The organism is Natronoarchaeum mannanilyticum (genome assembly GCF_039522665.1).
GTDB classification, from domain to species: Archaea; Halobacteriota; Halobacteria; order Halobacteriales; family Natronoarchaeaceae; genus Natronoarchaeum; species Natronoarchaeum mannanilyticum.
Genome location: NZ_BAAADV010000001.1, coordinates 702,984 through 726,971 on the forward strand (window position 1 = coordinate 702,984; position 23,988 = coordinate 726,971).

A 23,988-nucleotide genomic window follows, 5' to 3' on the forward strand; every position below is an offset into this window, starting at 1 on the left:
TCGCCCTTTCAGTCCGCCGGAAGACTCGCTACGCTCGTCTTCCGAGCCCTACCTCGCTGCGCTCGGCAGGACGCCAGGAACAGCAGTGCGCGGGTCGCCTAGGGGCGACCACGCGCGCCCCGGCCCTCCCCCGTCGTCCGCACGAGCAAAGCGAGTGCAGGCTCGGAAGAGCGAAGCTCTTCCGGCGGCGCGACACGGGGTCGCGCCGGGCCGCGCGGTTGCGGTGGCGCGCGCTGTCGAGTCCTTGTGACGAGACAGCGTCGCGCGAGGGACGGCGCCGGAGGCGCCGAGGCTGGGGAGGATGAGGCTGCGGTTGGGTGGGAATGAAAGGGGCCGCCGCGCCCGATCCGGTGAGGTCGTTCGAAAGGCGGCGCGGAGCGCCGCCTTTCGTGATGACGAGAGACGCCTTTGGCGTCTCTCGGACCACGACGCAAGCACCGCAGCGACCGACGGGAGCGAGGAGCACAGCGAGCCGTAACCGGTCGAGCGTGGCGGGGGCTTTCAGAGCGTCGTGAGTAACTGCTACTGTTCCAGAGAGCGCGGCGGGAATTCTCAGGACAGTATCGACCCTGTCCGGTACTCCGGATCCAGAGAACCCACGAGAAAACGAGCGATCGAGACGAACTCTCTCTGATCGAACCCGACACGTCCTTACCCCCGCCGCGCGTCCCGCCCGACATGAACGACGACCCGAACAGCGGTCCTGACGCGGACGCGGTCGTCCTCGACATCGACGGCGTGCTGGTCGACGTCGCGGACTCGTACCGCCGCGCGATCGTGGAGTCGGTCGAGGCGGTGTACGGCGAGGCGATCCCCAGGACCGGGATCCAGCAGTTCAAGGACGCCGGCGGATTCAACAACGACTGGGAGCTCACGTACGCCGCGGCGCTGTACGTGCTGGCCGACCGCGAGGGCTACGACGCCGACCTCGCGGCGTTCACCGACGCGATCGCCGAGCGCGGCGGCGGCCTCGACGCCGCGGAAGCCGAGGTCCGCGAGGCGCTCGACGCCGACGCCTGGGCGCTCGTCGAGCAGCGCTGGGACCCCGAGCGCCTGCGCGACGTGTTCCAGCAGCTCTACCTCGGGAGCGATCTGTACCGCGAGCTCGAAGGCCGGGAGCCCGACTCCGAGACGCGAGGGTACATCCACGACGAGCCGGTGTTGCTCGACGACGAAACCCGCCGAGAGCTCGTCGAGCGGTACGACGTCGGCGTCGTCACCGGCCGCCCCGCGGCGGAGGCCGACATCGCCCTCGAACGGGCGGGCCTCGACATCCCGGACGAGCACCGCTTCACGATGGACGACTGGGAGGAGGGCAAGCCCCACCCGAAGGCGCTGACGACGCTGGCCGAGCGGTTCGACGCCCGGTCGGTCGTGTTCGTCGGCGACACGCTGGATGACGTGCGGACCGCGGTCAACGCCACCGAGGCCGATCCCGACCGCGAGTACCGCGGCGTCGGCGTCCTGACCGGCGGGCTCACAGGTGAAGACGGCCGGCGAAAGTACGAGGATGCCGGCGCCGCCGCTGTGCTGGCGTCGGTCAACGCGCTCCCCGACTGGTTGGAGTAACAACAATTTTGTCGACCGGAAACGTAAGCCGAGCTATGCTCGATCCGCGCGACCGCCAGTTCGTCGCGACGCTTGGCTTCGCTGCGATGGTCGCCGTCCTCGTCGCCGCCCTCGGGCAGGAGCACGCGGGCGTCGAGCGCTGGGAGCTCGTCGCGGTTGGCGTCTGGATCGTGCTGATGCCCGTAGCGTGGAAGCTGACCTACAGCGGCTTCGAGCGCTACGACGTCGCGCCGATGGACCTCTCCGATCTGGGGAACGCGATATTGTTCGGTGCGGTCGGTGCCGCGGGGCTGTACGCGGCGAGCAGACTGGTTCCCGACGCCGTTCCGGGCTGGCTTCGATTTATCGCGGTCGTTGTCGTCGTCGCACCGCTGTCGACGCGGGCGTTCGCGTGGGTCGCCGAACGGCTCCCCGGGGGCGACCCCGAGTACGCCGACTCATGATACAGGATCCCCGCGATCGCCGATTCGTCGCCGCGCTCTGCGTCGCGGTGGTCGCGTCGGTGCCGCTGGGCGTGCTCGCCGCCCGCATCCTCGGCGTCGCCCACTGGGAGTACGCCGCCGCGGGGATCCAGCTCGCCGCCGCGCCGATCTGCTGGTGGCTCGCGTTCGTCCGGTTTGAGCGCCCCGACGGGACGCCGATCGAGCTGGGCCAGGGCGGCCAGTTTCTCCTTCGGGCCGGCACCACGGTCGTCGCCCTGACAGCGGCCTACGTCCTCGCTCCCGACGCAGTCCCGCAGTGGGCCTTCGCAGCGGCGCCTGCAGCCGCCGTCGGCGTCCAGCTGTGGTATCTCGATCGGGCGTCCTGGGTCGAGGTGCCGGAGTAGGACGGTTGGGCGGGCCATCAGCACAGCCCCGCCGCCGGATCGGGACGTCGGCGCGGCCCCGACGTTGCCGGTCACACAACCCTTTTTGTGCGCTCGGCCAACTCACGAGTATGCGAATCGCGCTACTCGGCGGCACCGGCGACATCGGCCAGGGGCTCGCGCTGCGGTGGGCCTACGACACCAACCACGAGGTCATCATCGGCTCCCGGGACCCCGAGAAGGCCCGGACGAAGGCCGAGGAGTACGAAACCGAACTCGACAGCCGCGGCGTCGACCGATCGATCAACGGGTTCGAGAACGCGATGGCGGCCGACCGCGCGAACGTCGTCGTGCTGGCCGTACCGCCGTACCACGTCTCGGACACCGTCGAGTCGATCGCCGACCGGCTCGACGACGAGACGACGCTCGTCTCGCCCGCGGTCGGCATGAAAAGCGACGAGAGCGGGCTCCACTACCACAAGCCCGGCGCGGGCAGCGTCACCGCGGTCGCCGCCGAGGCGGCGCCCGAGGACGTGCCCGTCGTCGGCGCGTTCCACAACCTCTCGGCCGACCGGCTCGCCAACCTGGACGTCCAGTTCGACGTCGACACGCTGGTCGTCGGCGACGACGCCGACGCCAAAGAGACGGTCGCCGCGCTCGCGGAGGGGATCGACGGGCTCCGAGCGTTAGACGCCGGGCCGATCGAGAACGCCGCCGAGGTCGAGAGCGTGACGCCGCTCGTGATCAACATCGCCCGCTACAACGACGGGATGCACGACGTCGGCGTCAAGTTCAGCTAGGCGGTTCGGCGACGATCGCTTCGTTGACGGCACAGCTCGACCGCGGACGGCACGGCACCGCCACCCGCAGCGCGGCGCCGCCGCTGACGGCGCGGAGACCGGAGAAAATCGTCGTTTCGTCGTCCGCTCTAGGCGCCGGCCTGGTCGAGCGCGCTCTCGATGTCGTCGCGCTGCGTGACGCCGACGAACCGCTCGACGATGCCGTCGTCGTTCTCGACGATCAGCGTCGGCAGCGAGCGCACCTGGTACTCGTTGGCGACGTCCTGCTCCTCGTCGACGTTGATCTTCTCGATCTCGAAGCTGTCCCCGCGGTCGTCCTCGATCTCCTCGAGGATCGGGTCCTGCGTCTTGCACGGCCCGCACCAGTCTGCGTAGAAGTCCTTCAGCGTTACAGTCATGCTGCTATCAAATGCTATTCCCGTCGGTCGCGCATAAGGGTTTCCCACTTTGGTACACCGCGCGCGAAACCGCCAGCCCGCCCCGTCCGCGGGCCCGAGAACCCGATACCGAGCGCTTCGCGGGCACCCGCTGCGACGGTTGCTACGGGAGCCCGCACGGCGACCGGCCCGGTCGAAAGGTTTAGTGCCCCGGATGCCGGAGGACCGAACATGAGCAGCGGCCAAAACTCCGGCGGCCTGATGTCGAGTGCGGGACTGGTCCGGTACTTCGACGCGGAGGATCGAAACGCGATCAAGATGGATCCCAAGTCGGTTTTCGTCTTCGCGATCCTGCTGGGCATCGCGGTCCAGGCGGTGTCGGTCGCCGTCTACGGCATCACGGTCTGAACACCGGAACCCACTCACCGAGTGTCTTCTTTCGCGCGCTCGACCGACCAGCGGCGCCGCCGAGCATCCCGGCGGTAGCGGCCCCGCCACGCGATGGCGCGGGGTTTTTGCGCGACCGATCCCTACGGCGGGTAGATGACACGCACTGCAGGCGTCGTCGCCGTTCAGGGCGACGTCAGCGAACACGCGGCGGCGATCGAGCGCGCGGCCGCGGCCGCCGGCGAGTCGGTCGAGGTCCGCGAGATCCGCGAGGCGGGGATCGTCCCCGACTGCGACGTCCTGGCGCTGCCCGGCGGCGAGTCGACGACGATCTCCCGGCTGCTGGCCCAGGAGGGAATCGACGAGGAGATCCGCGACCACGTCGCGGCGGGCAAGCCCGTGCTGGCGACCTGCGCGGGGCTGATCGTCGCGTCGGCCGACGCGCGGGACGACCGCGTGGCGACGCTGGACGCCCTCGACGCCGCCGTCGAGCGCAACGCCTTCGGCCGCCAGAAGGACAGCTTCGAGGCGCCCCTGTCCGTCGAGGGGCTCGACGAACCGTTCCCCGCAGTGTTCATCCGCGCGCCCGCGATCGCCGAGGTCGGCGAGGACGTCGAGGTGCTGGCGACGGTCGAGGACCGACCGGTCGCGGTGCGCCAGGGGCCGGTGGTCGGGCTCTCCTTCCACCCCGAACTGGTCGCCGACGAGCGGCTCCACCGGCTCGCGCTGTTCGAGGCGCCCGCGGCGGCGACGCGGTAGGACGCCGCGACGCCGTCCGTCCCGCAACGCCGCGGACCGGGCGAGAGCGTGCACTTTTCTCCCTGGGGGCCCTCGCGGTAGGTATGAACGCGACCATCGACGCCGTCCGGGTCGCCGGCACCGAGCAGGGCCCGGTCGCCGTCGTCGTCCTCGCGGTCGAAGGGGAGAGCGACGTCCTGCCGATCTTCATCGGGTTCGAGGAGGCCGCGAGCATCGCCCGCGGCGTGGACGCCGAGGACATCGGCCGGCCGCTGACCCACGATCTCCTGCTCGACGTCGTCGAGGAGCTGGGCGGTCGGGTCACCCGGATCGTCGTCGACGACGTCGAGGACGGCACGTACATCGCCGACCTGCACGTCGACACGCCCCGCGGCGAGGCCGTGATCGACGCCCGCCCGAGCGACTCGCTGGCGCTGGCCGCCCGGACGAACGCCGACGTCGAGGTCGAGCGGTCGGTGTTCGACGCCGGCGCCCAGCCCGCCGCCGAGTTCGACGACTTGGACGAGATCCAGGACGTTGCGGAGCTGGCCTGACAGCCGCGTCGCGGTAGCTTTTATATCAGCGGTCCCCACCTGCCGGACATGACCGACGAGACCGAGGAGGACGTCGCGGACGAATCGGGTGCTGACGTACTCGACGAGCTATTCGCCGTCATCGAGGACCGAAAGGAGAACCTGCCGGAGGACTCCTACACGGCGTCGCTGTTCGACCACGAGAAGGGCGAGAACGCCGTGCTGGAGAAGCTCGGCGAGGAGACGACCGAACTCGTGCTGGCCGCGAAGGACGACGACCGCGAGGAGCTGGCCCACGAGAGCGCCGACATCGTCTACCACCTGCTCGTGCTGCTGGCGATGAAGGACATGGACCTGGCGGATCTGCGCGCCGAGCTGGCCGAGCGGCGGTGAGCGATCGCGGAGTGATCGGGGAGTGATCGCGAACGTCGAACGACGAGCGGAGCGAGTCGTTCGGGGGTGAGTCGAGCGGAGCGAGACGAACATCACCTGAACGTGAGCCTACAGGCGGTGAGCGGCTCTTACAGGCGGGGAGCGGCTCTACAAGCTCGATTCCGCCGGAACAGAAGCTGACAAGCGCCCCGCACAGTCACCGCGCCGCGGTCCGCCGGCGCGGCTCTTCGTCCCCGGCGACGGCCGCGCCGATCGCCCCCGCGACCGCGCTCTCGAGGGCGACGATCATCGAGAACGCGACGATACTCACCGCGAGCACCAGCCCGCCCAGCGAGCCGAGCGCGGCGCCGACCGGCCCGCCGACGAAGCCGATCACCGTCAGTCCGAGCCACAGGATCGCGGCGGCGGCGATGCCGCCGAGGCTGCCCGCCAGCAGGCCGTGCCAGGCGCCGGAGCCGAGGCTGCCGCCGGCCATGTAGCCGGCGACGAACCCGCCGATCAGGCCCGCCGCGAGCTGTCCGAGGCCGGGCACCACGACGCCGACCGCGCCCAGGACGGTGATCACGAGGAAGCCGACGACCGCCGCGCGCCAGTTTGTCATGCGAGTCCCTACGTCGCCGAGGCTGAAAACCGTGTTCGGAGCTCGGCCGGTCGGAGCGGTGCGTCGTTTCACCGGACTAATGTATCGGCCGCTTGCATCACCGTGTATGTCAGCCACACCCGAGCCGCCGGACTGGATCGTCGAGCAGCCCGGACTGACCGCGTTCGCGCTGTTGAGCAGCCTCCTCGCGCTGCTCGTGTTGCTGCCGTATCTCCAGTTCGTGCTGTTCGGCGTCGTGCTGGCGTACATCCTGCTGCCCGTCCAGCGGCGCCTCGAACGGTACGTCCGGCCGACGTTCGCCGCGATCGCGGTCGTGATCGCCACGCTGCTGGTCGTGTTGCTCCCGCTCGTCTACGTGCTCGGGATCGCCGTCGAGCAGTCGATCGAGCTCGTCGACGCCATCAGGCGGGGCGGGTTCGACGTCACGACGATCGAGGCGACGATCGAATCGCTCGGGTACGCGGTCGACCTCGGCGAGCTGTACGAGTCCAATCAGGGCCGGATCGCGTCGGCGCTCCGGCAGGTGACGATGGGGGCGCTCGGCCTCGTCGGGAGCCTTCCGGGCCTCTTTATCGGGCTGACCGTCACGCTGTTCGTTCTCTTCGCCCTGCTTCGCGACGGCGAGGGGCTCGTGGCGTGGGTCCAGTGGGTGCTGCCGATCGACGACGAGATCCTCGACGAGCTCCGCGCGGGACTGGATCAGCTCATGTGGGCCTCCGTCGTCGGCAACGTCGCCGTCGCCGCGATCCAGGCGGTGATGCTCGGCGTCGGGCTGGCGATCGCGGGCGTCCCCGCGGTCGTCTTTCTCACCGTCGCCACGTTCGTCCTGACGCTGCTGCCGCTGGTCGGCGCGTTCGGCGTCTGGATCCCGGCCGCGGCGTATCTCGTCGCTATCGGTCAGACGACCGGCGGTGCGTTGCTCGCCATCTACGGGCTCGTCGTCTCGCTCTCGGACTCGTACCTGCGGCCGGCGCTGATCGGCCGGACGAGCGCGTTCAACTCGGCGAGCGTCGTCGTCGGCATCTTCGGCGGGCTCGTCGTGTTCGGCGCGGTCGGGCTGTTCATCGGGCCCGTCGTCCTCGGCGGCGCGAAGCTCGCGCTCGATTGCTTCGCCCGAGGACACACGGGACACGCTCCGCCCGACGTCGACGGCGAGAGATCGAACGCCGGCGCTATCGCCGAGCGCGGGGATGCGGACGGCGTCCCCGGACGGTCGGACGCCGACGCCCAGTCAGCCGACACCGGCGGCGAGACGGAAACGGTGGGCGAAGACGAGACGCCGCCCGAGGACGAGACGGCAACCGAGCCGGACGACGAGACCGCCGAAGACGCGGCGAACGGCGAGCGCCGCGGCGACGATCGGTCGAGCTGAGGCTGGTCAGTCGTCGACGTTCCGCTCGCGGCCGTAACTGACCTCGAACGGTCCTTCGTCCGGGTCCTTCTGGGGGACCATCGGCCCGATCTCGGCGGTCCGGCGGGTCAGCGTCGCCGTCCGGAGGATGTACGCGGCGAGCAGACACACCGGGGCGAGGACGATCGTCGCCAGCAGCGCGGTCACGTACGGCAGGAACGTGACGTCGATCGCCATCCCGCCGAGGTCGCCGTAGACGAGGGGGATGAGCGAGGCGGCCAGGATCGACGGGACGCCGACGTAGATCGTCAGCTGGGAGAACCTGGTGAGCTCGCGCTGGAGGTAGATCGTCTTGAAGTGGGCCTGGGCGGTGCCGAACAGCTCGAACGCCTCGATCAGGTCGTCGAACGCCGCGGACTCGCGCTCTGACAGCTCGTCGGCGTCGTTGTGGAGGTGTCTGGCGCCGTAGAGCTGCACGCTCTCCTCGTACTCGACGGCCGCGGAAAGCACGTCGTACGCGGACACGTCGGCCCGATCGAGACGGTCGGCCACCCGATCGGCCTCGTCCGTGACGTTGTCGGCGTAGCGACCGACCAGCTCCCGGTACTCCTCGTTCTCGTGGTCGTCGACGGCGTCGGCGAGCTCGTCTGCGCTGTCCCGGATCGCCGCGACGAGCAGTTCGAGCATGCGCGTCGGCTCCGCCGGCGTCGCGGGCACTCCGGTCGCGTCCGCGACGTCCCGCCGGAACGTCTGGACGCCGCCGAACCGGTCGCGGAACTCGCCCGCCGGCGAGAACTCCTGAGAGAGGATCAGCTGGTTGACCGAGACGACCAGCGTGACCAGCGAGAACGTCCCGGCGATCATCCCGCTGGCCATCCGCGTCACCGAGTTGGCGTTCGCGAACGCGATCGCGTCGGCGGCGTGCAGCCCGAGCAGCAGTCCGCAGACGAGCACCGCGCCGCAGGCCGCGACGACGAGTCGATCCCCGTCGACCAGCACCCACTGGACGATCCGACTGCGGGACTTGCGCCGTATGCCGAAGAAGTCCTCGGACGACGCCCCCGACCCATCGCCCGCTGACGAACCCATGGGTGTAGCAAGGTCGAACCGGGCAAAAACCGTTGGCCCGCGCCGCTCAGTCGGCGTCCAGCGGCGGCCAGTACCAGGCGTCGGCTTCGACCAGCGCGAGGAGTCGGCGGCGGCGCTCGTCGACGTCGTCGAGCGCGTCCGCGAACTCCTCGTCGGACATCGTCGGGACGCCGGCGGCGCGGAGGCGATCGAGATCGGGCGGCCGCGGCGTCCGATCGACGGGCTCGATAAAGGCCTCGTCGAGCGTCTGGAGGTAGTCGCTCGTGCTCGACCGGGCGCCCTTGACGAGGGCCTCGTTCGGACGCCGCTCCTCCGGGACGCCGAAGCGCAGCAGCGTCAGCGCGTCGTCGAAGACGGCGACGGCCACCGTCGACGCGTCGGTCCCGCCCTCGCTGTGGTAGTAGTGGAGAATCGGGTAGGACTTGTGCTGCTCGGCGAGGCGGCCGATGTCGGACGCGAGTTCGTTGAGCGGCAGGTCGAGCTGGGCCAGGTCATCGCCGTTCCAGCCCGACCGGACGAAGGCTTCGCTGCGCTCTCCCAGCCCGTGGACGCTGCTGGCGAACGACCGCTTGTCGGCGACGGCGCCCAGCACCGAGAGGATATAGGAGACCGACAGCGTCGCGAACAGCATTCCGCTGGCCGTCGTCAACCCCGAAGCGATCTGCCAGAGCTCGCCGTGGGGCGTGTAATCGCCGTTTCCGTCGGTGAACATCGTGTACGCGACGTAGTAGCCGCGCCCGACCCAGTTGGGAAACCCTCCGTGTCGCGTGCTGAGCAGCGCCGTCTCGCTGGCGCCGAAGAGGACCGTCCAGCCGGCCCAGAGGAGCCCGATCCACGCGAACAGCGTGACGACGAGGATGAGCGGCCCGGCGAGACTCAGGAGCCGGCGGCGACCGCTGCCGACCGCCTTGAGGCCGCGCCACGTCGCCGTCGACAGCCGAGCCGAGATCGGCCCGGCGCCGCCGTCGACCCACAGCGCCGTCCAGAGGAGGTCGACCGTGGCCGCGAGGATCACCGCGACGCCGAGGGCGAACAGCGCGACGTTCATGGCGGCGTTCCGGGTCGAGAGCAGGCCCGATCGCTGCCCGGTACCGATACCACTACGGCGCTCGGCGTAGCGATGCGGCAAGAACGGACGCGTCCGGCTAACACTCCCTCGTCCACGGGTAGTAGCGTCCACGGAATTACGGAAAAACACCGGGTGTGGCGCGAGCGCTCGCCGGTCGGCCGCAGCCGAGACCTCCCCGCGGGGCCGCGCGAGCGCCGAAAGACGCCCTTTTATAGCCAGCGCCGCTAGACGTCGCTATGATTTTCGAGGATCTTCCGACGACGCCCACGTCGGAGGAGCTGATCGACAAGGCGTTCTCGCGGGCGGCGCGCTCGGGCCGGTCGAAGCAGGGCCGGGAGGCCCAGGAGTCGATGACACAGACGGCGACGAACATCCTCTCGGACAACCTCCAGAACGTCGTCACGTCCTGGCCGGACTTCGACGACGTGGACCCGTTCTACCGCGAACTGGCCGACGCCATCGTCGACGCCAGCGACTACGGCGTCGACGCCGGCGGGGTCGACGCGCTGCGCCAGAGCCTCTCCGAGGTCACGTGGGCGAGCCGCCAGACCCGCCAGATCGGCGAGGACGCCATGGGGAAGATGCGCAAGGCCGACGAGGACCTCGCGCGCAAGCACCGCAAGCAGGCGTTCGCCCGGATGGCCGACGTCGTCGAGGACGTCTCCGAGAACCTGCTGTTGATCAACGAGGCGCGCAACGACCTGCGGGACCTGCCCGAGATCAACCCCGACGAGCCGGCGATCGTCGTCGCGGGCTACCCGAACGTCGGCAAGTCCAGCTTCGTCAACGGCGTCACGCGGGCGCGCAACGAGACCGCCGAGTACCCCTTCACGACGAAGGGGATCGGGGTGGGGCACTTCGAGCGCGACCGCGTGCGCTACCAGATCGTCGACACGCCGGGGCTGCTCGATCGGCCGCCGGAGGAGCGAAACGAGATCGAGTCGCAAGCGGTCTCGGCGCTGGAACATCTCGCGGACTGCGTGCTCGTGCTGGTCGACGCCAGCATGAACTGCGGCTACCCGGTCGACGTCCAGCTCGAACTGCGCGACGCCATCGCCGAGCAGTTCGGCGACGCGCCCGTGATCACGGTGTGTAACAAGTCCGACCTCTCGACCGACGTGGAGGCCGACCACTACATGAGCGTCGAGACGGGCGAGAACGTCGATGCGGTCGTCGACGCCGCGGTCGAGGCGATCGACTGGGAGCGGGAGCTGCCGTTCGAGCGGTAGTCCGAAAGCTGCGTATCGGTCGCCTCACGCGGGGACGCCGACCGCGGGCCGGTCGACTCGCGGCTCGGGCTCGAACTCGCCGCCGCGCTGGTCGATGTCGACGTACCGAACCTGCACGGACACCTCGCGCTCGGAGTGTCCGTCGACGACAGCGTAGATCTCGTCCGTCACCGCCGACTGCGAGGCGGCTTCGCCAGTCCGTCCGACGGTGACGATAACCCGATCCTGGTGACGGAACGGGAAGTTCTCGGTCATCTCGACCTGCACCGAGAGCAGCCGGTACTCCTCGTGGGCGGGATCGTCGAGCAGTTCCCCGAGATCCTGTTCGACCTCGGTCTCGAACGTCGCCGTCTGGAACGCGGTGACCGAAGTGCCCACCAGAAAGCTCGAGAGGACGACCATCGCGACGCCGAACAGCGCGGCGTTGCGCAACAGCTTCTGCTGGGCGGCCGCCTCCTCGAACCACTCGCCCGGCCGGTAGCCCATGTACCACAGCGTCACCAGCCCGGCGAGGTTGACGGAGGTGATGTTGACCAGCACGAGCACGGTCGATCCCAGCCCGGCCAGCGGCAGCCCCCAGGCGAGCGCGATGCCGGCCGCGGCGGCGGGCGGGATCAGCGCCGCGGCGATCATCACGCCGACCAGCGCGGTCGAGACGCCCGTCGAGAGACTCAACACGCCGGCGACGCCGGCGCCCAGCGCGATGATCAGGCTGAGCAGGTCCGGCGCGAGTCGCTCGTTGATCTCGCCGACGCTGGTCAGCGTCAGCCCCGGCGGCACCAGGTTGGCGGTCTTGAGGAGCCACGCCAGCACTGCCGAGCCGGCGATCGCAAGCCCGATCCCCAGCGCCTGGTAGGCCAACCCCTCGCGGACCATCTCCTCGTCGTTGACGACCGTCCCGACGCTGGCGCCCAGCGCCGGGCCGATCAGCGGCGCGATCACCATCGATCCGACGACGACCGCCGGCGAGTCCAGCAACAGCCCCGCCGTCGCGACGAAGGCGCTGATCAGCGTCATCGTCACGTAGATCCAGAACGTCGGCGTCATCTCGTCGGCCTCCGTGCGGAGCTCCTGCCGGGAGATCCGATCCTCCTCGACGTCGTCGGTTGCGTACCGCTCCTCCAGCCGGTCGAACTTCCGCGAGATGACCGTCTCGGCGTCGACGACCACCGTGTACGCGTCGTCGGAGACGCCCTCCTCCTGGAGCCTGTCCAGCACCGGCTCGACGGCGTTGGACGGTAGCGGGAAGTAGACGACGCCCGTGAACTCCCGGCCGCTCGTCTCGTCGGTGACGACGTAGTCGACCTCCTCGTCGTCGAGCGCGTCGAGAATCGTCTCGCGCTTGCCGGCCGGAATCGTCAGCTGGACGAGTCGCACGTTGGGCCGGAGGGACCCGACGCTCAAATACATCCGGGGTCCGAACCGGGCGGCGGCGTCGCGGTGCGGCGTCGTGACGCCGCTATCGCCGCGTCGCGGCCCCGCGGAGTGACAGTAGATTCTTCGGGCGAGCGCCCGAATCGGGTGCCATGCGCGTCGTCGAGAACACGATGGACGTCCCGATCGAGCGCCTGCTGGAGCGGCCGCTGTTTTGCTTTCTGGCCTCGGTGGACGACGGCCTGCCCCGGGTGTCGCCGCTGTGGTATCTCTGGGAGGACGAGACCGTCTGGATCATGGCCGACCGCGAGAAGACCTACGTCAGCCGCGTCGAGGCGACGCCGGAAGCCGCTCTGGCGGTCGTCGAGTTCCTGCCGGGCTCGGGCGTCGTGCGCCACGTCGGCTTCCGCGGGCGGGCCTCCGTAGAACCGTTCGATCTCGACCGGACGAACCGACTCCTGAAGCGCTATCTCGGCCCCGATCCAGAGACCTGGGACGACCGCTTCCTGCCGCCCTGGAGCGACCGCTGGTGTTTCATCCGGTTCGAGCCCGAAACCGTGGTCGCGCGCGACCAGAGCTACGACGTCGGGATCGCGTAGCTGCGTCGGGCGGTCGAGCGCGTCGAGTTAGAGCACCGAGGAGTGGGTCAGAGCGTCGAGATCGTCGCCCGCTCGCCGAGTCGCACCTCGTTGAACGTCTCGCGACCGATCGACGGCCCGGAGCAGTCTCCGTCAGACGTGCCGGGCGATTCGCAGATGTTGACCGTGAGCTCGTAGGGACCGTGGTTCTCGTCGAGATACGTCGCGGCGTCGTCGTCGATTTCGATCGGGAGTTCGGTCGGCAGCGGGGCGTCCTCTTCGGGGAGTCTCGCGGACAGTTCGCCGTCGTCGAGCAGCCACGTCGCGACGGGGCCCTCGGCGTCCGAGCGCTCGGGGTCGACGCGACCCCAGACTTGCTTTGTGACGACGGTGCCGCTCTGTCTGAGGTCGAGCGCTTCGAAGCAGCCAGCGGTGCTGGCGAGGCCGGTCGTCGCTGCAGCGAGGAGGGCGCGGCGGCGCATACGGCTCGGTGTTCGTGTCACCTCATAGCACTTTCCGTTCGACGAGATCGCTCGGTTCCGGCGCGATCGGAGGCGAGCACCGCTCGATCGGGCGCGAACGCGACCCTTTTCCGCGGTGCGCGCCAACGCCGCGGTATGTTCGAAAACCGCCCGAACTGCTCCGACGAGGTGATTCTGGTCGGGCGCTCCAACGTCGGGAAGTCGACGATCATGCGGGAGCTGACGGGCCACAGCTTCGAGACCGGCGGGAAGCCGGGGGTGACCCGCTCGCCCAACCACTACGACTGGTCCGGCGACGACTTCATGATCACCGACCTGCCCGGCTTCGGGTTCATGTCCGGCGTCCCCGACGACGTCCGCGAGCAGATCAAGACCGACATCGTCCGCTACATCGAGGAGTACGCCGACAACATCCTCGCGGGCGTGCTGGTGCTCGACGGGAAGTCGGCCGTGGACATCATCGACCGCCACTCCGGCGAGGACGAGATCCCCCACGACGTCGAGATGTTTCACTTCCTGCGCGACGTCGGCGTCCCGACCGTCGTGGCGGTCAACAAGATGGACAAGGTCGACGACGAGGACGAGCGCCTGAACGACATCTGCGACCGGCTGGGGCTGTACCCGCCGTGGAAGCAGTGGCAGGACACGATCGCGCCGATCACCGCCAAGCGCGGGTCGATCGGACCGATGGAGGAGGCGATCCGCGGACATCTGGAGGACGCGAAGCGGGACGACCTGAAGAAGTTCTTCTAGCGGTTGTTACCGCCTCGAAATTTCCCAACGCTCTCTCTGGAACAGCAGCGGTTACTAACGCCCTGAAAGCCCCCGCCGCGCTCGACCGGTTGCGGCTCGCTGCGCTCCTCGCTTCGCTGTCGTTCGAAAGAGCGCGAAGCGCTCTTTCGTGATGACGAAAGACGCCTACGGCGTCTTTCGAACCACGGTGCTTACCTCGCCTCACCGGGTCGAGCACGCCGAAAGAGCACGCTCTTTCGAGCCTGTGCTCGCTTCGCTCGCACAGACGACGGCCCCTTTCATTCCCGAAAGACGCCTGACGGCGTCTTTCGACCCTCGCGAACCCTTCGGGTTCGCTCAGTCCCACCCAACCACAACCTCGTCCTCCCCAGCCGATTCGTTCGGTCGCTACGCTCCCTCACTCGTCGATCGCGCACTGCTGTCTCGCCATGAAGGCTCGACAGCGCGCGCCACCGCAACCGTACGGCCCGGCGCGCCCCTGTGGCGCGCCGCCGGAAGAGCTTCGCTCTTCCGAGCCCGCACTCGCTTTGCTCGTGCGGACGACGGGGGAGGGCCGGGCCGCGCGTGGTCGCCGTTAGGCGACCCGCGCACTGCGGTCGCGGTTTCCTTGGCGGACTGAAAGGGCGAGGGCCGGTGGCCGGTTCTCACGCGGCCCTATCCGAACGCAGTGAGGATATCCGCGCGAGAACCGGCGAGCGGGCCGAGGGCTTTCGTGGTGTTCCAAGCGGTCCCTGCTGCCACCGTTGCTAGGAGCGGGCCGAGGGCTTCGTGGTGGTATCCTGACCATCATCAGCAAGAACCGAAGGAGTCGCGCGAACCGGATCAGCCGAGTCGTTTCACGAGCGCGTCGCCGTCGACGAACGGAATGTTGTTCCGGGCGGCGTACTCGCGGGCGGCGGCGGTCGAGAGCGCGTCGCCAGTGTCGTCGTCAAGCATCTCGCAGACGACGACCGCCGGCGGCTGATCGGCGGCGTCGGCCAGCGCGAGGCCGAGCTCGGTGTGGCCCCGGCGGTCGGCGAGCAGCCCCTCGGCGGCCCGGAGCAGGTGGACGTGGCCGGGCGCGCGGAAGTCGCCGGCGAAGTCCTCGGCGTCCAGCTCGTCGCCGTTCGCGACTCGCTCGGCGAACGCGCCCAGTTCGGTGATCGTGAGCGCGCGGTCGGCGTCGGTGACGCCGGTGAACGCGTCGCAGTGGTTGACCGTCAGCGAGAACGACGAGCGGTCGCCGTACGCGAGGTGCTCGGTCTCGCCGGCGGGGTGGTCGATCACGTCCGCGAGGAAGGGAAGCTCCGCGGCGTCCGCGACGGCGTCCGAGAACGCGGTGCAGATCAGCCCGCCGGCGTCGTTGCGCATGCGGGCGACGGCGTCGGCGTCGACCGCGCGGGCGGGGTAGATCAGGTCGGTCTCGCCCTCGCGGTCGTCGAAATCGTGGACGCAGACCGGCCGGCCCTCGCGGAACGCCGCGACGGCCGCGTCGACCGCGCTCGCGGCGTCCGCGTCGCCGATCTCGACGTCGGTGTCGCCGCTCATCGCCGCTCCTCGACGGTGACGGTGACCTGTTCGTCGTCCTCGAGGCCCAGCTCGTCGCGGAGCCTGTCGGGAGCGATCAGCTCGATCTGGTCCTCGTCGTGGTGGGTGCGCTCGGGCGTGATGAGGTGGGCCCCCTCGTAGCGTTGTCCGTCCGCGGTCGCGATCGTCGCCGGGTAGCAGATCGCCGGGCCGTAGGTTCGCTCCTCGTCCTCCCAGCCGTCGATCGGCACCGGTTCGAGCGACTCCAGGGCGGACCGGCGCCGGACGCTCGCGTCGGTCAGGTCGACGTTGAGCGTCCCCTCGAACGGCGCGTAGTCCAGTCGCTCCTCGAACTGGCGCATGTACCCCGGCAGCGAGATGTAGTGGCGCCCCTCCCCCATCCCGCCGGTGACGGTGCCGGCCAACTCGACCGACGACGCGCCCTCGAAGATCCGCCGGTAGTCCTCGTACTCGGCGCGCAGGGCCTGCTCGCCGTCGTCGGTGATGGCGATCCACTGCCCGTCGGTGACGGTCTCGCGCTCGACGTAGCCGGCGTCGTCGAGCCGCTGGAGGCGCCGCGACGCCGTCTGCGTGGAGGCGTCGACCTGCTCGGCGACGTCGGCGCAGGAGACTTTCATCTCCCCGCCGGTGCCGCCGTCGAGCGCCAGCAGCTTCAGCACGGCCAGTTCGTCGTGCCCGACGGCGATCGACGCTGCGTTAGACATAGCTACGACTTGGATCGCGCGCGGCATAAGGATAACGAATACGAGACGCGTAACAGAAACGTGAACCGTTCGCCGGTTTCCGGTCGTTGACGTATCTTTGCGCGAGGAAGATAAACGTCTTCGGGAACGTGTTCGGGCCATCGGACCGGCCCGCCCGGCCCGACGACCGCTGCTCAGTCCTGCCCGGTCTCGATCTCGATCCCCTCGAACGTCACCTCGACGGGCTCGCCGTACCGGTCGCCGTTCTCCTCGTCGTGGCGCATGAACGTCGGCGGGTCGACCTCGATCGTCAGGTCGTACTCCCCCTCGCCGGGCACCTCGAGGTTCGTCCCGTAGTGGAACAGGCCAGGGTGCCAGACGAACGGCACTTCGAACGGCCCGACGGTATCGGCGTCCTCGGCAGCCGGATCGAGCGTCGCCCGCACGTCGAGCTCGGGGACAAACCGCCCGTCTGCTGCGTCCGTCACCGCGATTTCGAGGTGGCAGTTTTCCTCGTCCGGTTCCACCCACTCGAACTCGCCGTCGCTTTCGAGCCGGTACATCCCCTCGGCTTCCTCCTGGGCGTAGCCGACGACGTAGTCCTCGGCGGTCTGCATGTCGCCACCGGCGTCGGCGACTTTCTCGATCATGTAGTCGATCGAGCGCGTGTACGCCTCGCCTTCGGCCTTCGCGAGCTCTAGCTGTCGGTCGTCGACCTCGTCGCTGGTCGTTTTGGCCGGATTCTGGCTCATTCTTGTACCACCGTTCGAAGCTGCCACGGGGGCGGGCAAAACCGCTGGGGGACGCCGGAACCGTAGTGATGTGGTTGCAGTGAGAAAGCCGAGAGCGACAGGACGCCGTCAGTCGCTCGCGAGCGGATCGTCTGCCCAGAACTCGCTGTCCTTGTTCAGCTTCGGCACCCAGGTGTCGGCGTCGCGCGCGAGCAGCGCGACCCTGGACTGGGGAACGTCCTTCAGCGCGCCGTGCTCGGGCATGTGCTCCTGAATATCCTCGGCAAACGCGAGGACGTCCTCGTGGTCGGGCATCGAGGAGCGGTCCAGCCGGCCGCGCGAGTGGCCGACGTGCATGTACGCTTTGAGCTCGACGAAATCGGGGTCCGCGCGATCGTAGAACGCGGCGTACCAGTCGGGGTCGCGCATGTTCTCGCCCTCGACGAGCGTCGTCCTGAGGACGGTCCGCGTCTCGTCTTTCGCGGCGAGCACGTCCATCGTGTCGAGCAACGATTCCCAGGCGTCGTCCTCGACCGGCTTGACGACGTCCTCGAACATCGCCCGGTTGTGCGCGTCGACGCTGACGTACAGCTGCGTCGGGTCGCAGCGCGCTAGCATCTCGGGGTTCGTCCCGTTGCTCACGAGGAACGTGGTGATGTCTCGCTCGTGGAACTCGTCGATCAGTTCGGGGAGATAGGGGTACAGCGAGGGCTCGCCGTCGAGCGAGATCGCGACGTGGCGCGGTTCCATCGCCTGCTCGAACACCTCGCGTGGCACCTCGTCGTTACCGCCGAAGCCCGACAGGAGCCGCTTTTGCAGGCGCAGGCTGGCGTCGACGACGGCCTCCGGGTCGTCCCACTCGACGTCGTCGAGTTCGTATGCGTGGCCGGCGTGGTCGCGCCAGCAGAACACGCAGCGCTCGTTGCACTTGACGACGGGCGTCATCTGGATGCAGCGGTGGGACTCGATCCCGTAGAACGCGTACTTGTAGCACTTGCCCTCGCCGCGCAGGGCGTTAGCTGTCCACCCGCACGTCTGGGCGGCGGTGTGGTTCTCGCTGTGGTACTCCGGATCCGAGACCTGCTTGGGGCCGCCGGAGTCGCTGTCGCTCATTGGTGGGTGGAAGGCGGTCCAGCCCTAAAACGTCCGTCGCTCCTCGGCTCGCGGAAAAGGCGCTCGTTATCTGTGCGGACTAGAGATGTTAATTAGTCTGGAAGAGTAGATATCGAGTAATGGCGGACGACCCTGACAGGGTTGATGGTACTCCCTTCGACGGTATCGAAGATGCAGAATCGTCAACAGAAGGTGGCGGGTTCTGGTATCCGACCGTAGAGGATATCGTCCGCGTCCACGACGACATCATCGAGGAGGATCCCGATGGAGAACCGGGGATCGAGGACCGCGAACGGATCCAGTACGCGGTTGACTACGTCAAACACGGGATGTTCGGCGAGAAGCCTGAGACGATTCACGAAAAGGCGTTTGGCCTCATGCGTCTGATCGTTTCGAACCACTGGTTCGTCGATGGGAACAAGCGAACGGCGCTGAACACTACAAACTTGTTCTACCTCTTCAACGGATACGAACTCGATTACGGTGAGGACCTTCGAGCGATGCTCAAGCTCCTCGCAGTAAGAGAGGAGATCGTCGACAGGGATGTTGCGATTGATTATCTCGCAGATCAGACGGGAACGATCGACGAGGACGCGATGTGGTCTCTCGGACAGGTCCTCGTGACTGGTGCACTTGCGGATCAGTTCGGCGTGAATCTCGATACTCTGGACGTTCGGATCGACGGAACCGACGCAGATCCGGATCACGACGACCACAACGGTTAACAGCGAAACGGCCCCAAGGCTAGATCGACGAATGGCTGTCGAAGATAACGAGGATCACCCCCCGAAGAATCTCATGGTCTCTATTCTCGAATCGATCAGGGAGGCCTACGTGGAGGAACACGGGGAGGAGCCTCCGGAGGAGTTCATGCAGCGGGCTCGGAACGAGATCGTCCACAACTTCGCCAGCAAGGATCGTGACGAACACCGTGACATCTACGAGGCGCTTGCGAAGGAGTAGCGCAGGAACGCTTGGCAGGTGGGGGACACTGCGAGCCTGAGAGTGGTTTTGCATTCATCTATTTGCCGAGGTACAAGCAGATAGTCCGCCCGAAATGAAGCAGTAGCGACACCCACACAGGCTACTCCTCGTCGGCGCCGGGCTGCATCTGGCTCTGAAGCTTCTGGATCCGTTCCTGAATCTCCTCGGCCTGTTCCTGTCCCTGCTCCTGTGCCTGCTCGACCTGATCTTCCATCTGATCGAGCGCGTCGACGATCCGCCGTTCGGTCTGCTCGTGGGCGTCGACGAGGACGTCGAGCTGGTCGTCGAGCGCGTGGAGGTACGCTTCCGGAATCTCGTCGGCGCTCCCGGCGCTTTCCTCGACGACGGACATCGCCTCGCGCTGCTGGGCTTCGAGCTGGTCGAACTGCTCGTCGATCGTCTCGCGGATCTGCTCGACGGCGTCGTCGGACTGCGGGAGCGTCGCCTCGACGGCGTCGAGGTAGCTGTGGAGCGCCCGCCGGCTGGTGTCGATCCCCTGCTCGTACAGCTCGCCGGTCGTCTCCGTCCCCGAGACGACGGCCTCGCTCATCCGGCGTTGTAGCTCGACCATCCGCTCGAAGGCGTCGCGGCTCTGTTCGATCGTCTTCCGCTGGAGTTCGAAGGCGTTCGTGAGCGGCGTGTAGTCGTCTGTCATTGTCTGTGGTCGGTGACGGCCGCTCGCGCCGGCGGCCGACTGTCGGTTGACTCCCCTACGCGCGAAACTTCGAACGGTGCGTGCATAATGATACCGGGTGCCAAGATGCGATCGCGCACAGCGCGAGGGGCTTGCACAAAGATAAAAGCGGACCGCGACGTAGCGTCGACCGATGCTGCTGGTGCTGTGCGTCGACCTCGACGACGACCTGGGTCGGAAGACCTCGGTCGGTTCGCCCGTGATCGGCGAGGAGCCGGTGCGGGAAGCCGCGGTCGCGCTGGCGACGGCCGATCCCGAGGACAGCGACGTCAACGTGCTGTTCCAGGGGCTCCACATCGCCGAAGGTATCGAGGACGAGGCCGTCGAGGTCGCCGCCGTGACGGGGACCGACGGGAGCGACGTCGCGGCCAACCGCGCGGTCGGCGAGGAGGTCGACACCGTGCTGGCGAGCCTCTCGACCAGCGAGGAGGTTCGGGCGCTGGTCGTCACCGACGGCGCCCAGGACGAGAGCGTGATCCCGGTGATCCGTTCGCGGGTCGCCATCGACGGCGTCAATCGCGTCGTCGTCCGGCAGGCACAGGACCTCGAATCGATGTACTACACGATCAAGCAGGTGCTCAACGACCCCGAGACGCGGGGGACGCTGCTGGTGCCGATCGGCATCCTGCTGATGATGTACCCGCTGTCGGTGCTGGCGAGCTACTTCGAGCTGCCGGGGCTGGTACTCGGGACGACCTCGGCGCTGCTCGGGCTCTACTTGCTCTCGCGGGGGCTGGGCCTGAGCGAGTCGATCGATCGCTGGGCCGAGCAGGCTCGCAAGAGCCTCTACGCCGGGCGTGCGACGCTGATCACCTACCTCGTGGCCACCGTGTTGCTGGTGATCGGCGGCGCCAGCGGCGTCGAACAGCTCGAAACGCTCCAGTCGAGCAACGCGGCGCCGCTGAGCGCCGTCGAGGTGGCCGCGGCGCTGGTGTACGGCGCCGTGCGCTGGTTCGCGGCCGCCGGACTGACGACCAGCCTCGGCCAGATCACCGACGAGTACCTGGCCGAGCGGTTGCGCTGGCGCTACCTCAACGCGCCGTTCTACGTGCTTGCAATCGCGGTCGTGCTCCACGCCGTCGGCGCGTACGTGCTCGGCATCGTCGATCTGTCGTTCCTCGCCGCAGCGCTGACCGGCGGGACGCTGCTGGGCATCGCCAGCACGCTCACGTTCGCCATCGCCGAGGCGCGGTTCCCGCGGGACGCCGAGCCCGCGTCGTAGCCGACTGCGATCGAACGCCGTTCCGAAACGTTTTCTCTCCGCCGTCGAGTCGGCGAACGTATGCCGATCTACGACCGCGACGAGTCCGACGGCTTCGAGGCGATCGACCGTCGACCGGGCGGCGTCGGCTGGATCGCCCACCCCGACGAGGAGGGCCGGCGGGCGAGCCACGCGGTCCGGGGCGACGACGGCGTCTGGTTGCTGGATCCGATCGACTCGCCGGGCGTCGACGAGCTGATCGCCGACGTCGGCGATGTGGCTGGCGTCGCGGTGCTGTCGGACTACCACGCCCGCGACGCCGCGGCGTTCGCGCGCCGGCACGACGTTCCCGTCCACGTCCCGTCGTGGATCGACCGCGGCGCGGACCGCACCGACGCGCCGATCGAGCGGTTCGAGGGCGACCTCGGAAACTCGGACTTCCGCGCGATCGAGTACGACCCGTTCCCGGGCTGGACCGAGGCGTTTCTCTACCGCGAGTCGGACGGGACGCTGTACGTCCCCGACTCGATGGCGGCGTCGGTCCGGCCGACGGTCGGCGACGAGCGGATCGGGCTCTACCTGCTGATTCGCCTGCGACCGCCCAGGGAGCAGCTCGCGAGGCTCGATGTCGAGCGCGTGCTGTTCGGGCACGGTGCGGGCGTGTTCGAGGAAGCGGACGGCGCGCTCGACCACGCGCTGGCGAACGCCCGTCGCAACTTCCCTCGGGCGCTCGTCGACGGCGGCTGGTCGGAGTTGAAGCTGGCCGCGGCGGCGCTCCAGTAAAACGACTCCTCCGGGCTTACCGCTCACGAACTGCGTTCACGGCTCGCTACGCTCACCGCTCACGAACTGCGTTCACGGTTCGCTACGCTCACCGTTCACGAACGACCACGAACTCGGCTAAATCGCGCAGGTACTCGCCGGCTTCGGTGTCCGCGGCGTCGGTCCGTTCCAGGGCGCTCAGCGCGCGGTCGGCTTCCTCGCGGGCCTTGGCGTTGGCTTCCTCGGTCGTCAGTTGCGTCACCTCGACCACGGAGGGCCGGCCCATCTCGGCGTCCTGCCCGGTCGGCTTGCCCAGGTCGTCGGCGTCCGCGGTGGCGTCGAGGACGTCGTCGCGGATCTGGAAGGCGACGCCGACGCGCTCGGCGTACTCGCCGAACGCCTCGACGGTGAAGGGGTCGGCGTCGGCGGCGATCGCGCCGAGTTCGGCGGCCGCCCTGAATAGCGCGCCGGTCTTGCGCCGGGCGAGTTCCATGTACTCTTCCTCGTCGCCGGGGATCGCGACGAGCTCGGTCGCCTCGCCCTCGCCGAGTTCGATCATCGCCTCGGTGGCGGCCTGCATCGCGCGGGGTTCGCCTGAAAACAGCTCGAACGCCTCGCCGAGCAGGCCGTCGCTGGCGACGATCGCCGGCCCGTAGCCGAAGGCGGTCCAGGCGCTCTCGACGCCGCGGCGCACCTCCGACTGGTCGATCACGTCGTCGACGACCAGCGAGGCGTTGTGGACCAGCTCGACGCCGACGCCGAAGTCCACGGCGTCCTCGGCGTCGCCGCCGGCGGCCTCGCAGGCCAGCAGCGTCACGAGCGGCCGGACGCGCTTCCCCCCCGAGAGCGCGACGTGGCCGACCTCCTCGCCCAGCTCCGACGGCTCGACGCCGTCGATCACGGCTTCGAGCCGATCCTCGACGAGCGTCCGTCGGCGCTCCAGAAACTCCATCACCGCCGGGTTAGGAGTCGCCCGGCAAGTAGGTGACGGATCGGAGCGTCTCGATACCGACCGGAAGTAGCCGGAGGCGACGAACGGACGACCTCTCGCGAGAGCCGCGGCATAGTTTCCCTCCTGTTCGCAGGAATTTTATTCGGAGAGAGACGATGCTGCGCCGATGGACAAGTACATCGCCGCGATCTCGGGCGTGCAGATGACCGTCGTGGGCGGATTTCTGGCGCTACTGTTGGAGGGTGACGGCACGGTGGGACTCGTCGCGGCGACGGCGATGCTACTGGGCACGATGCTCGTCGCGACGACGGCGTACGACGATCTCCAGTCGCGATAGCCGGCTCCCCGACCGTCGAATGCCGACGCCGCCACCCGGTTTTAGGCAGCTGTTACCCGGCGCGAGAGAGCGGTAGTCGCGCGCCTACCAGTGTGGTAGGTTGAAACAAACCGAAGGAAAGGCTTGAAGGTGCTGAGTGACGTGGTACGTGTATATGTCCGAGGCTCAGAGCGTCACACTCTCCTACGAGGACGGCGCGAGGGCGGTGGAGCTGGCTCGGGAAGCCGTCGAATCGTACGTCCAGAACGGATCCCGCGAACAACCCGGCAGCATGCGCGAGGCGTTCTACGCGCGAACCGGCGCCTACGTGCGCCTGCAGTCGACGCGGGGCCGGGGGAGCCTGCGGGGCTGCGCCGGCGCTCACCAGGGCGGCGACCAGCTCGGTCACGTCATCGTCGACGCCGCGATCCGCGCGGCAAGCGACGACTCCTGCGGGTCGGAGGTACGACCCGCCGAACTGTCGAATATCACTGTGTCGGTCTGCGCGGTAACCAACCTCCTTCTGACGGACGATCCGATCGAGGACCTCGAACTCGGCCGCCACGGCGTCGTCGTCGACGCCGGCAGCGAGACGGGCTGGCTCTACCCGACGGTGCCCGTCGAGAACAATTGGACGGCCGAGGAGTATCTGGGGCGGACGTGCCGAAAAGCCGGGCTGCCGCCGCAGGCCTGGCAGCGCGAGGACGTCATGGTCACGCTGTTCGAGGGCCAGACGTTCCGCGAGCGCGAACCCGAAGGCAGCGTCGAGCAGCTGAAGCTCGAGTAGACGCCGCGCGGCGGACTTCCTGGAGAGCCGTACTTTCGGAACGTAGAGATCCTCGACCCGATATATCTTCGAAGCGAAAGCAGTGATATCGGGAAGCTTTAGACTGTAAA

The 23,988-nt window shown here is 68.4% G+C and carries 30 protein-coding genes; 18 read left to right on the forward strand and 12 right to left on the reverse strand.

What is annotated here, in order from left to right; translation table 11 throughout:
• Nucleotides 1–678: 678 nt before the first annotated feature.
• The 4 genes from ABDZ81_RS03735 (at nucleotide 679) to npdG (ending at nucleotide 3,174) form a co-directional block, all read left to right on the forward strand.
• The gene (locus ABDZ81_RS03735) at nucleotides 679–1,569 is read left to right on the forward strand and encodes a TIGR01548 family HAD-type hydrolase (protein WP_343772522.1); all 891 of its coding nucleotides are present in this window, start codon (nucleotides 679–681) and stop codon (nucleotides 1,567–1,569) included.
• A gap of 35 nt (nucleotides 1,570–1,604) precedes the next feature.
• Nucleotides 1,605–2,012, forward strand: a complete 408-nt coding sequence (locus tag ABDZ81_RS03740) for a hypothetical protein (RefSeq protein WP_343772523.1) — start codon at nucleotides 1,605–1,607, stop codon at nucleotides 2,010–2,012.
• A complete protein-coding gene (locus tag ABDZ81_RS03745) occupies nucleotides 2,009–2,395 on the forward strand; it encodes a hypothetical protein (RefSeq protein ID WP_343772524.1) in 387 nt (128 codons plus the stop codon). Before ABDZ81_RS03740 ends, ABDZ81_RS03745 begins: the two co-directional genes overlap by 4 nt.
• A gap of 110 nt (nucleotides 2,396–2,505) precedes the next feature.
• Nucleotides 2,506–3,174, forward strand: a complete 669-nt coding sequence (gene npdG, locus ABDZ81_RS03750) for an NADPH-dependent F420 reductase (RefSeq protein WP_343772525.1) — start codon at nucleotides 2,506–2,508, stop codon at nucleotides 3,172–3,174.
• A gap of 128 nt (nucleotides 3,175–3,302) precedes the next feature.
• Here the strand turns inward: npdG and ABDZ81_RS03755 are convergent, their stop codons facing one another.
• On the reverse strand, nucleotides 3,303–3,572 hold the full coding sequence (locus ABDZ81_RS03755; RefSeq protein ID WP_343772526.1) for a thioredoxin family protein: 270 nt from the start codon (nucleotides 3,570–3,572) through the stop codon (nucleotides 3,303–3,305).
• 210 nt (nucleotides 3,573–3,782) lie between these two features.
• Here ABDZ81_RS03755 and ABDZ81_RS03760 point away from each other — a divergent pair, with 210 nt between their 5' ends.
• The 4 genes from ABDZ81_RS03760 to hisE all read left to right on the forward strand — a co-directional run bounded on the left by ABDZ81_RS03760 (nucleotide 3,783) and on the right by hisE (nucleotide 5,602).
• Nucleotides 3,783–3,959 carry a preprotein translocase subunit Sec61beta gene (locus ABDZ81_RS03760; protein WP_343772527.1) on the forward strand — a complete coding sequence of 59 codons (177 nt, stop codon included), beginning with the start codon at nucleotides 3,783–3,785 and terminating at the stop codon, nucleotides 3,957–3,959.
• Nucleotides 3,960–4,094: 135 nt separating this feature from the next.
• The gene (pdxT, locus tag ABDZ81_RS03765) at nucleotides 4,095–4,697 is read left to right on the forward strand and encodes a pyridoxal 5'-phosphate synthase glutaminase subunit PdxT (protein WP_343772528.1); all 603 of its coding nucleotides are present in this window, start codon (nucleotides 4,095–4,097) and stop codon (nucleotides 4,695–4,697) included.
• 83 nt (nucleotides 4,698–4,780) lie between these two features.
• On the forward strand, nucleotides 4,781–5,230 hold the full coding sequence (locus ABDZ81_RS03770; RefSeq protein WP_343772529.1) for a bifunctional nuclease family protein: 450 nt from the start codon (nucleotides 4,781–4,783) through the stop codon (nucleotides 5,228–5,230).
• Between the two features lie 48 nt (nucleotides 5,231–5,278).
• Complete coding sequence (gene hisE, locus ABDZ81_RS03775) at nucleotides 5,279–5,602, forward strand: phosphoribosyl-ATP diphosphatase (RefSeq protein ID WP_343772530.1); 324 nt, start codon at nucleotides 5,279–5,281, stop codon at nucleotides 5,600–5,602.
• A 196-nt stretch (nucleotides 5,603–5,798) separates the two neighbouring features.
• Here hisE and ABDZ81_RS03780 read toward each other — a convergent pair whose 3' ends face one another.
• Entirely contained in the window at nucleotides 5,799–6,203 is a 405-nt protein-coding gene (locus tag ABDZ81_RS03780) for a DUF5518 domain-containing protein (protein ID WP_343772531.1), read from the reverse strand.
• A gap of 106 nt (nucleotides 6,204–6,309) precedes the next feature.
• Here ABDZ81_RS03780 and ABDZ81_RS03785 point away from each other — a divergent pair, with 106 nt between their 5' ends.
• Complete coding sequence (locus ABDZ81_RS03785; RefSeq protein WP_343772532.1) at nucleotides 6,310–7,575, forward strand: AI-2E family transporter; 1,266 nt, start codon at nucleotides 6,310–6,312, stop codon at nucleotides 7,573–7,575.
• Nucleotides 7,576–7,581: 6 nt separating this feature from the next.
• On the opposite strand, the gene ABDZ81_RS03790 is transcribed toward ABDZ81_RS03785, so the two are convergent.
• Together ABDZ81_RS03790 and ABDZ81_RS03795 are read right to left on the reverse strand one after the other, a co-directional pair.
• A complete protein-coding gene (locus ABDZ81_RS03790) occupies nucleotides 7,582–8,643 on the reverse strand; it encodes a DUF7972 family membrane protein (RefSeq protein WP_343772533.1) in 1,062 nt (353 codons plus the stop codon).
• Nucleotides 8,644–8,689: 46 nt separating this feature from the next.
• Nucleotides 8,690–9,691 carry a two pore domain potassium channel family protein gene (locus ABDZ81_RS03795; protein WP_343773366.1) on the reverse strand — a complete coding sequence of 334 codons (1,002 nt, stop codon included), beginning with the start codon at nucleotides 9,689–9,691 and terminating at the stop codon, nucleotides 8,690–8,692.
• A 257-nt stretch (nucleotides 9,692–9,948) separates the two neighbouring features.
• Here ABDZ81_RS03795 and ABDZ81_RS03800 point away from each other — a divergent pair, with 257 nt between their 5' ends.
• Entirely contained in the window at nucleotides 9,949–10,941 is a 993-nt protein-coding gene (locus ABDZ81_RS03800; protein WP_343772534.1) for an NOG1 family protein, read from the forward strand.
• 24 nt (nucleotides 10,942–10,965) lie between these two features.
• Here the strand turns inward: ABDZ81_RS03800 and ABDZ81_RS03805 are convergent, their stop codons facing one another.
• Nucleotides 10,966–12,318, reverse strand: a complete 1,353-nt coding sequence (locus ABDZ81_RS03805) for a TIGR00341 family protein (protein ID WP_343772535.1) — start codon at nucleotides 12,316–12,318, stop codon at nucleotides 10,966–10,968.
• A 149-nt stretch (nucleotides 12,319–12,467) separates the two neighbouring features.
• Between ABDZ81_RS03805 and ABDZ81_RS03810 the strand changes: the two genes are divergently transcribed.
• Nucleotides 12,468–12,914 (forward strand): pyridoxamine 5'-phosphate oxidase family protein, encoded by a 447-nt coding sequence (locus tag ABDZ81_RS03810; protein ID WP_343772536.1) that lies wholly within the window; start codon nucleotides 12,468–12,470, stop codon nucleotides 12,912–12,914.
• 47 nt (nucleotides 12,915–12,961) lie between these two features.
• Here ABDZ81_RS03810 and ABDZ81_RS03815 read toward each other — a convergent pair whose 3' ends face one another.
• Entirely contained in the window at nucleotides 12,962–13,375 is a 414-nt protein-coding gene (locus tag ABDZ81_RS03815; RefSeq protein ID WP_343772537.1) for a hypothetical protein, read from the reverse strand.
• A gap of 135 nt (nucleotides 13,376–13,510) precedes the next feature.
• Between ABDZ81_RS03815 and engB the strand changes: the two genes are divergently transcribed.
• Nucleotides 13,511–14,128, forward strand: a complete 618-nt coding sequence (gene engB, locus ABDZ81_RS03820) for a GTP-binding protein EngB (protein WP_343772538.1) — start codon at nucleotides 13,511–13,513, stop codon at nucleotides 14,126–14,128.
• 822 nt (nucleotides 14,129–14,950) lie between these two features.
• Here engB and ribB read toward each other — a convergent pair.
• From ribB to twy1, 4 genes are all read right to left on the reverse strand, one after another.
• Nucleotides 14,951–15,655: a 3,4-dihydroxy-2-butanone-4-phosphate synthase gene (gene ribB, locus ABDZ81_RS03825; protein WP_343772539.1), complete on the reverse strand. Its 705-nt coding sequence runs from the start codon at nucleotides 15,653–15,655 to the stop codon at nucleotides 14,951–14,953.
• Nucleotides 15,652–16,359: a DUF120 domain-containing protein gene (locus ABDZ81_RS03830; protein WP_343772541.1), complete on the reverse strand. Its 708-nt coding sequence runs from the start codon at nucleotides 16,357–16,359 to the stop codon at nucleotides 15,652–15,654. Before ABDZ81_RS03830 ends, ribB begins: the two co-directional genes overlap by 4 nt.
• Before the next feature lie 173 nt (nucleotides 16,360–16,532).
• Nucleotides 16,533–17,090, reverse strand: a complete 558-nt coding sequence (locus ABDZ81_RS03835) for an iron transporter (protein ID WP_343772542.1) — start codon at nucleotides 17,088–17,090, stop codon at nucleotides 16,533–16,535.
• A gap of 108 nt (nucleotides 17,091–17,198) precedes the next feature.
• Nucleotides 17,199–18,182: a 4-demethylwyosine synthase TYW1 gene (gene twy1, locus ABDZ81_RS03840; RefSeq protein ID WP_343772543.1), complete on the reverse strand. Its 984-nt coding sequence runs from the start codon at nucleotides 18,180–18,182 to the stop codon at nucleotides 17,199–17,201.
• Nucleotides 18,183–18,301: 119 nt separating this feature from the next.
• Here twy1 and ABDZ81_RS03845 point away from each other — a divergent pair, with 119 nt between their 5' ends.
• Nucleotides 18,302–18,907: a type II toxin-antitoxin system death-on-curing family toxin gene (locus tag ABDZ81_RS03845; RefSeq protein ID WP_343772544.1), complete on the forward strand. Its 606-nt coding sequence runs from the start codon at nucleotides 18,302–18,304 to the stop codon at nucleotides 18,905–18,907.
• Nucleotides 18,908–18,938: 31 nt separating this feature from the next.
• Nucleotides 18,939–19,145, forward strand: coding sequence for a hypothetical protein (locus ABDZ81_RS03850; RefSeq protein WP_343772546.1), 207 nt, complete (start codon nucleotides 18,939–18,941; stop codon nucleotides 19,143–19,145).
• Between the two features lie 121 nt (nucleotides 19,146–19,266).
• On the opposite strand, the gene ABDZ81_RS03855 is transcribed toward ABDZ81_RS03850, so the two are convergent.
• A complete protein-coding gene (locus ABDZ81_RS03855; protein WP_343772547.1) occupies nucleotides 19,267–19,821 on the reverse strand; it encodes a hypothetical protein in 555 nt (184 codons plus the stop codon).
• A gap of 172 nt (nucleotides 19,822–19,993) precedes the next feature.
• Here ABDZ81_RS03855 and ABDZ81_RS03860 point away from each other — a divergent pair, with 172 nt between their 5' ends.
• Together ABDZ81_RS03860 and ABDZ81_RS03865 are read left to right on the forward strand one after the other, a co-directional pair.
• Nucleotides 19,994–21,082 carry a DUF373 family protein gene (locus ABDZ81_RS03860; RefSeq protein ID WP_343772548.1) on the forward strand — a complete coding sequence of 363 codons (1,089 nt, stop codon included), beginning with the start codon at nucleotides 19,994–19,996 and terminating at the stop codon, nucleotides 21,080–21,082.
• 60 nt (nucleotides 21,083–21,142) lie between these two features.
• Nucleotides 21,143–21,844, forward strand: a complete 702-nt coding sequence (locus ABDZ81_RS03865; protein ID WP_343772549.1) for a hypothetical protein — start codon at nucleotides 21,143–21,145, stop codon at nucleotides 21,842–21,844.
• A gap of 88 nt (nucleotides 21,845–21,932) precedes the next feature.
• Here the strand turns inward: ABDZ81_RS03865 and ABDZ81_RS03870 are convergent, their stop codons facing one another.
• Nucleotides 21,933–22,775, reverse strand: a complete 843-nt coding sequence (locus tag ABDZ81_RS03870) for a polyprenyl synthetase family protein (RefSeq protein ID WP_343772550.1) — start codon at nucleotides 22,773–22,775, stop codon at nucleotides 21,933–21,935.
• A gap of 166 nt (nucleotides 22,776–22,941) precedes the next feature.
• Here ABDZ81_RS03870 and ABDZ81_RS03875 point away from each other — a divergent pair, with 166 nt between their 5' ends.
• Nucleotides 22,942–23,112, forward strand: a complete 171-nt coding sequence (locus ABDZ81_RS03875; RefSeq protein ID WP_343772551.1) for a hypothetical protein — start codon at nucleotides 22,942–22,944, stop codon at nucleotides 23,110–23,112.
• Nucleotides 23,113–23,266: 154 nt separating this feature from the next.
• On the forward strand, nucleotides 23,267–23,878 hold the full coding sequence (locus tag ABDZ81_RS03880; protein WP_343772552.1) for a TIGR00296 family protein: 612 nt from the start codon (nucleotides 23,267–23,269) through the stop codon (nucleotides 23,876–23,878).
• The last annotated feature ends 110 nt before the right edge of the window (nucleotides 23,879–23,988 follow it).

Excerpts from the sequence above, each read along its gene's own strand:
- ABDZ81_RS03735 (WP_343772522.1), top strand. The coding sequence starts at position 679 with ATGAACGACGACCCGAACAGCGGTCCTGACGCGGACGCGGTCGTCCTC.
- ABDZ81_RS03740 (WP_343772523.1), top strand. The coding sequence starts at position 1,605 with ATGCTCGATCCGCGCGACCGCCAGTTCGTCGCGACGCTTGGCTTCGCT.
- ABDZ81_RS03745 (WP_343772524.1), top strand. The coding sequence starts at position 2,009 with ATGATACAGGATCCCCGCGATCGCCGATTCGTCGCCGCGCTCTGCGTC.
- npdG (WP_343772525.1), top strand. The coding sequence starts at position 2,506 with ATGCGAATCGCGCTACTCGGCGGCACCGGCGACATCGGCCAGGGGCTC.
- ABDZ81_RS03755 (WP_343772526.1), bottom strand. The coding sequence starts at position 3,572 with ATGACTGTAACGCTGAAGGACTTCTACGCAGACTGGTGCGGGCCGTGC.
- ABDZ81_RS03760 (WP_343772527.1), top strand. The coding sequence starts at position 3,783 with ATGAGCAGCGGCCAAAACTCCGGCGGCCTGATGTCGAGTGCGGGACTG.
- pdxT (WP_343772528.1), top strand. The coding sequence starts at position 4,095 with ATGACACGCACTGCAGGCGTCGTCGCCGTTCAGGGCGACGTCAGCGAA.
- ABDZ81_RS03770 (WP_343772529.1), top strand. The coding sequence starts at position 4,781 with ATGAACGCGACCATCGACGCCGTCCGGGTCGCCGGCACCGAGCAGGGC.
- hisE (WP_343772530.1), top strand. The coding sequence starts at position 5,279 with ATGACCGACGAGACCGAGGAGGACGTCGCGGACGAATCGGGTGCTGAC.
- ABDZ81_RS03780 (WP_343772531.1), bottom strand. The coding sequence starts at position 6,203 with ATGACAAACTGGCGCGCGGCGGTCGTCGGCTTCCTCGTGATCACCGTC.
- ABDZ81_RS03785 (WP_343772532.1), top strand. The coding sequence starts at position 6,310 with ATGTCAGCCACACCCGAGCCGCCGGACTGGATCGTCGAGCAGCCCGGA.
- ABDZ81_RS03790 (WP_343772533.1), bottom strand. The coding sequence starts at position 8,643 with ATGGGTTCGTCAGCGGGCGATGGGTCGGGGGCGTCGTCCGAGGACTTC.
- ABDZ81_RS03795 (WP_343773366.1), bottom strand. The coding sequence starts at position 9,691 with ATGAACGTCGCGCTGTTCGCCCTCGGCGTCGCGGTGATCCTCGCGGCC.
- ABDZ81_RS03800 (WP_343772534.1), top strand. The coding sequence starts at position 9,949 with ATGATTTTCGAGGATCTTCCGACGACGCCCACGTCGGAGGAGCTGATC.
- ABDZ81_RS03810 (WP_343772536.1), top strand. The coding sequence starts at position 12,468 with ATGCGCGTCGTCGAGAACACGATGGACGTCCCGATCGAGCGCCTGCTG.
- ABDZ81_RS03815 (WP_343772537.1), bottom strand. The coding sequence starts at position 13,375 with ATGCGCCGCCGCGCCCTCCTCGCTGCAGCGACGACCGGCCTCGCCAGC.
- engB (WP_343772538.1), top strand. The coding sequence starts at position 13,511 with ATGTTCGAAAACCGCCCGAACTGCTCCGACGAGGTGATTCTGGTCGGG.
- ribB (WP_343772539.1), bottom strand. The coding sequence starts at position 15,655 with ATGAGCGGCGACACCGACGTCGAGATCGGCGACGCGGACGCCGCGAGC.
- ABDZ81_RS03830 (WP_343772541.1), bottom strand. The coding sequence starts at position 16,359 with ATGTCTAACGCAGCGTCGATCGCCGTCGGGCACGACGAACTGGCCGTG.
- ABDZ81_RS03835 (WP_343772542.1), bottom strand. The coding sequence starts at position 17,090 with ATGAGCCAGAATCCGGCCAAAACGACCAGCGACGAGGTCGACGACCGA.
- twy1 (WP_343772543.1), bottom strand. The coding sequence starts at position 18,182 with ATGAGCGACAGCGACTCCGGCGGCCCCAAGCAGGTCTCGGATCCGGAG.
- ABDZ81_RS03845 (WP_343772544.1), top strand. The coding sequence starts at position 18,302 with ATGGCGGACGACCCTGACAGGGTTGATGGTACTCCCTTCGACGGTATC.
- ABDZ81_RS03850 (WP_343772546.1), top strand. The coding sequence starts at position 18,939 with ATGGCTGTCGAAGATAACGAGGATCACCCCCCGAAGAATCTCATGGTC.
- ABDZ81_RS03855 (WP_343772547.1), bottom strand. The coding sequence starts at position 19,821 with ATGACAGACGACTACACGCCGCTCACGAACGCCTTCGAACTCCAGCGG.
- ABDZ81_RS03860 (WP_343772548.1), top strand. The coding sequence starts at position 19,994 with ATGCTGCTGGTGCTGTGCGTCGACCTCGACGACGACCTGGGTCGGAAG.
- ABDZ81_RS03865 (WP_343772549.1), top strand. The coding sequence starts at position 21,143 with ATGCCGATCTACGACCGCGACGAGTCCGACGGCTTCGAGGCGATCGAC.
- ABDZ81_RS03870 (WP_343772550.1), bottom strand. The coding sequence starts at position 22,775 with ATGGAGTTTCTGGAGCGCCGACGGACGCTCGTCGAGGATCGGCTCGAA.
- ABDZ81_RS03875 (WP_343772551.1), top strand. The coding sequence starts at position 22,942 with ATGGACAAGTACATCGCCGCGATCTCGGGCGTGCAGATGACCGTCGTG.
- ABDZ81_RS03880 (WP_343772552.1), top strand. The coding sequence starts at position 23,267 with ATGTCCGAGGCTCAGAGCGTCACACTCTCCTACGAGGACGGCGCGAGG.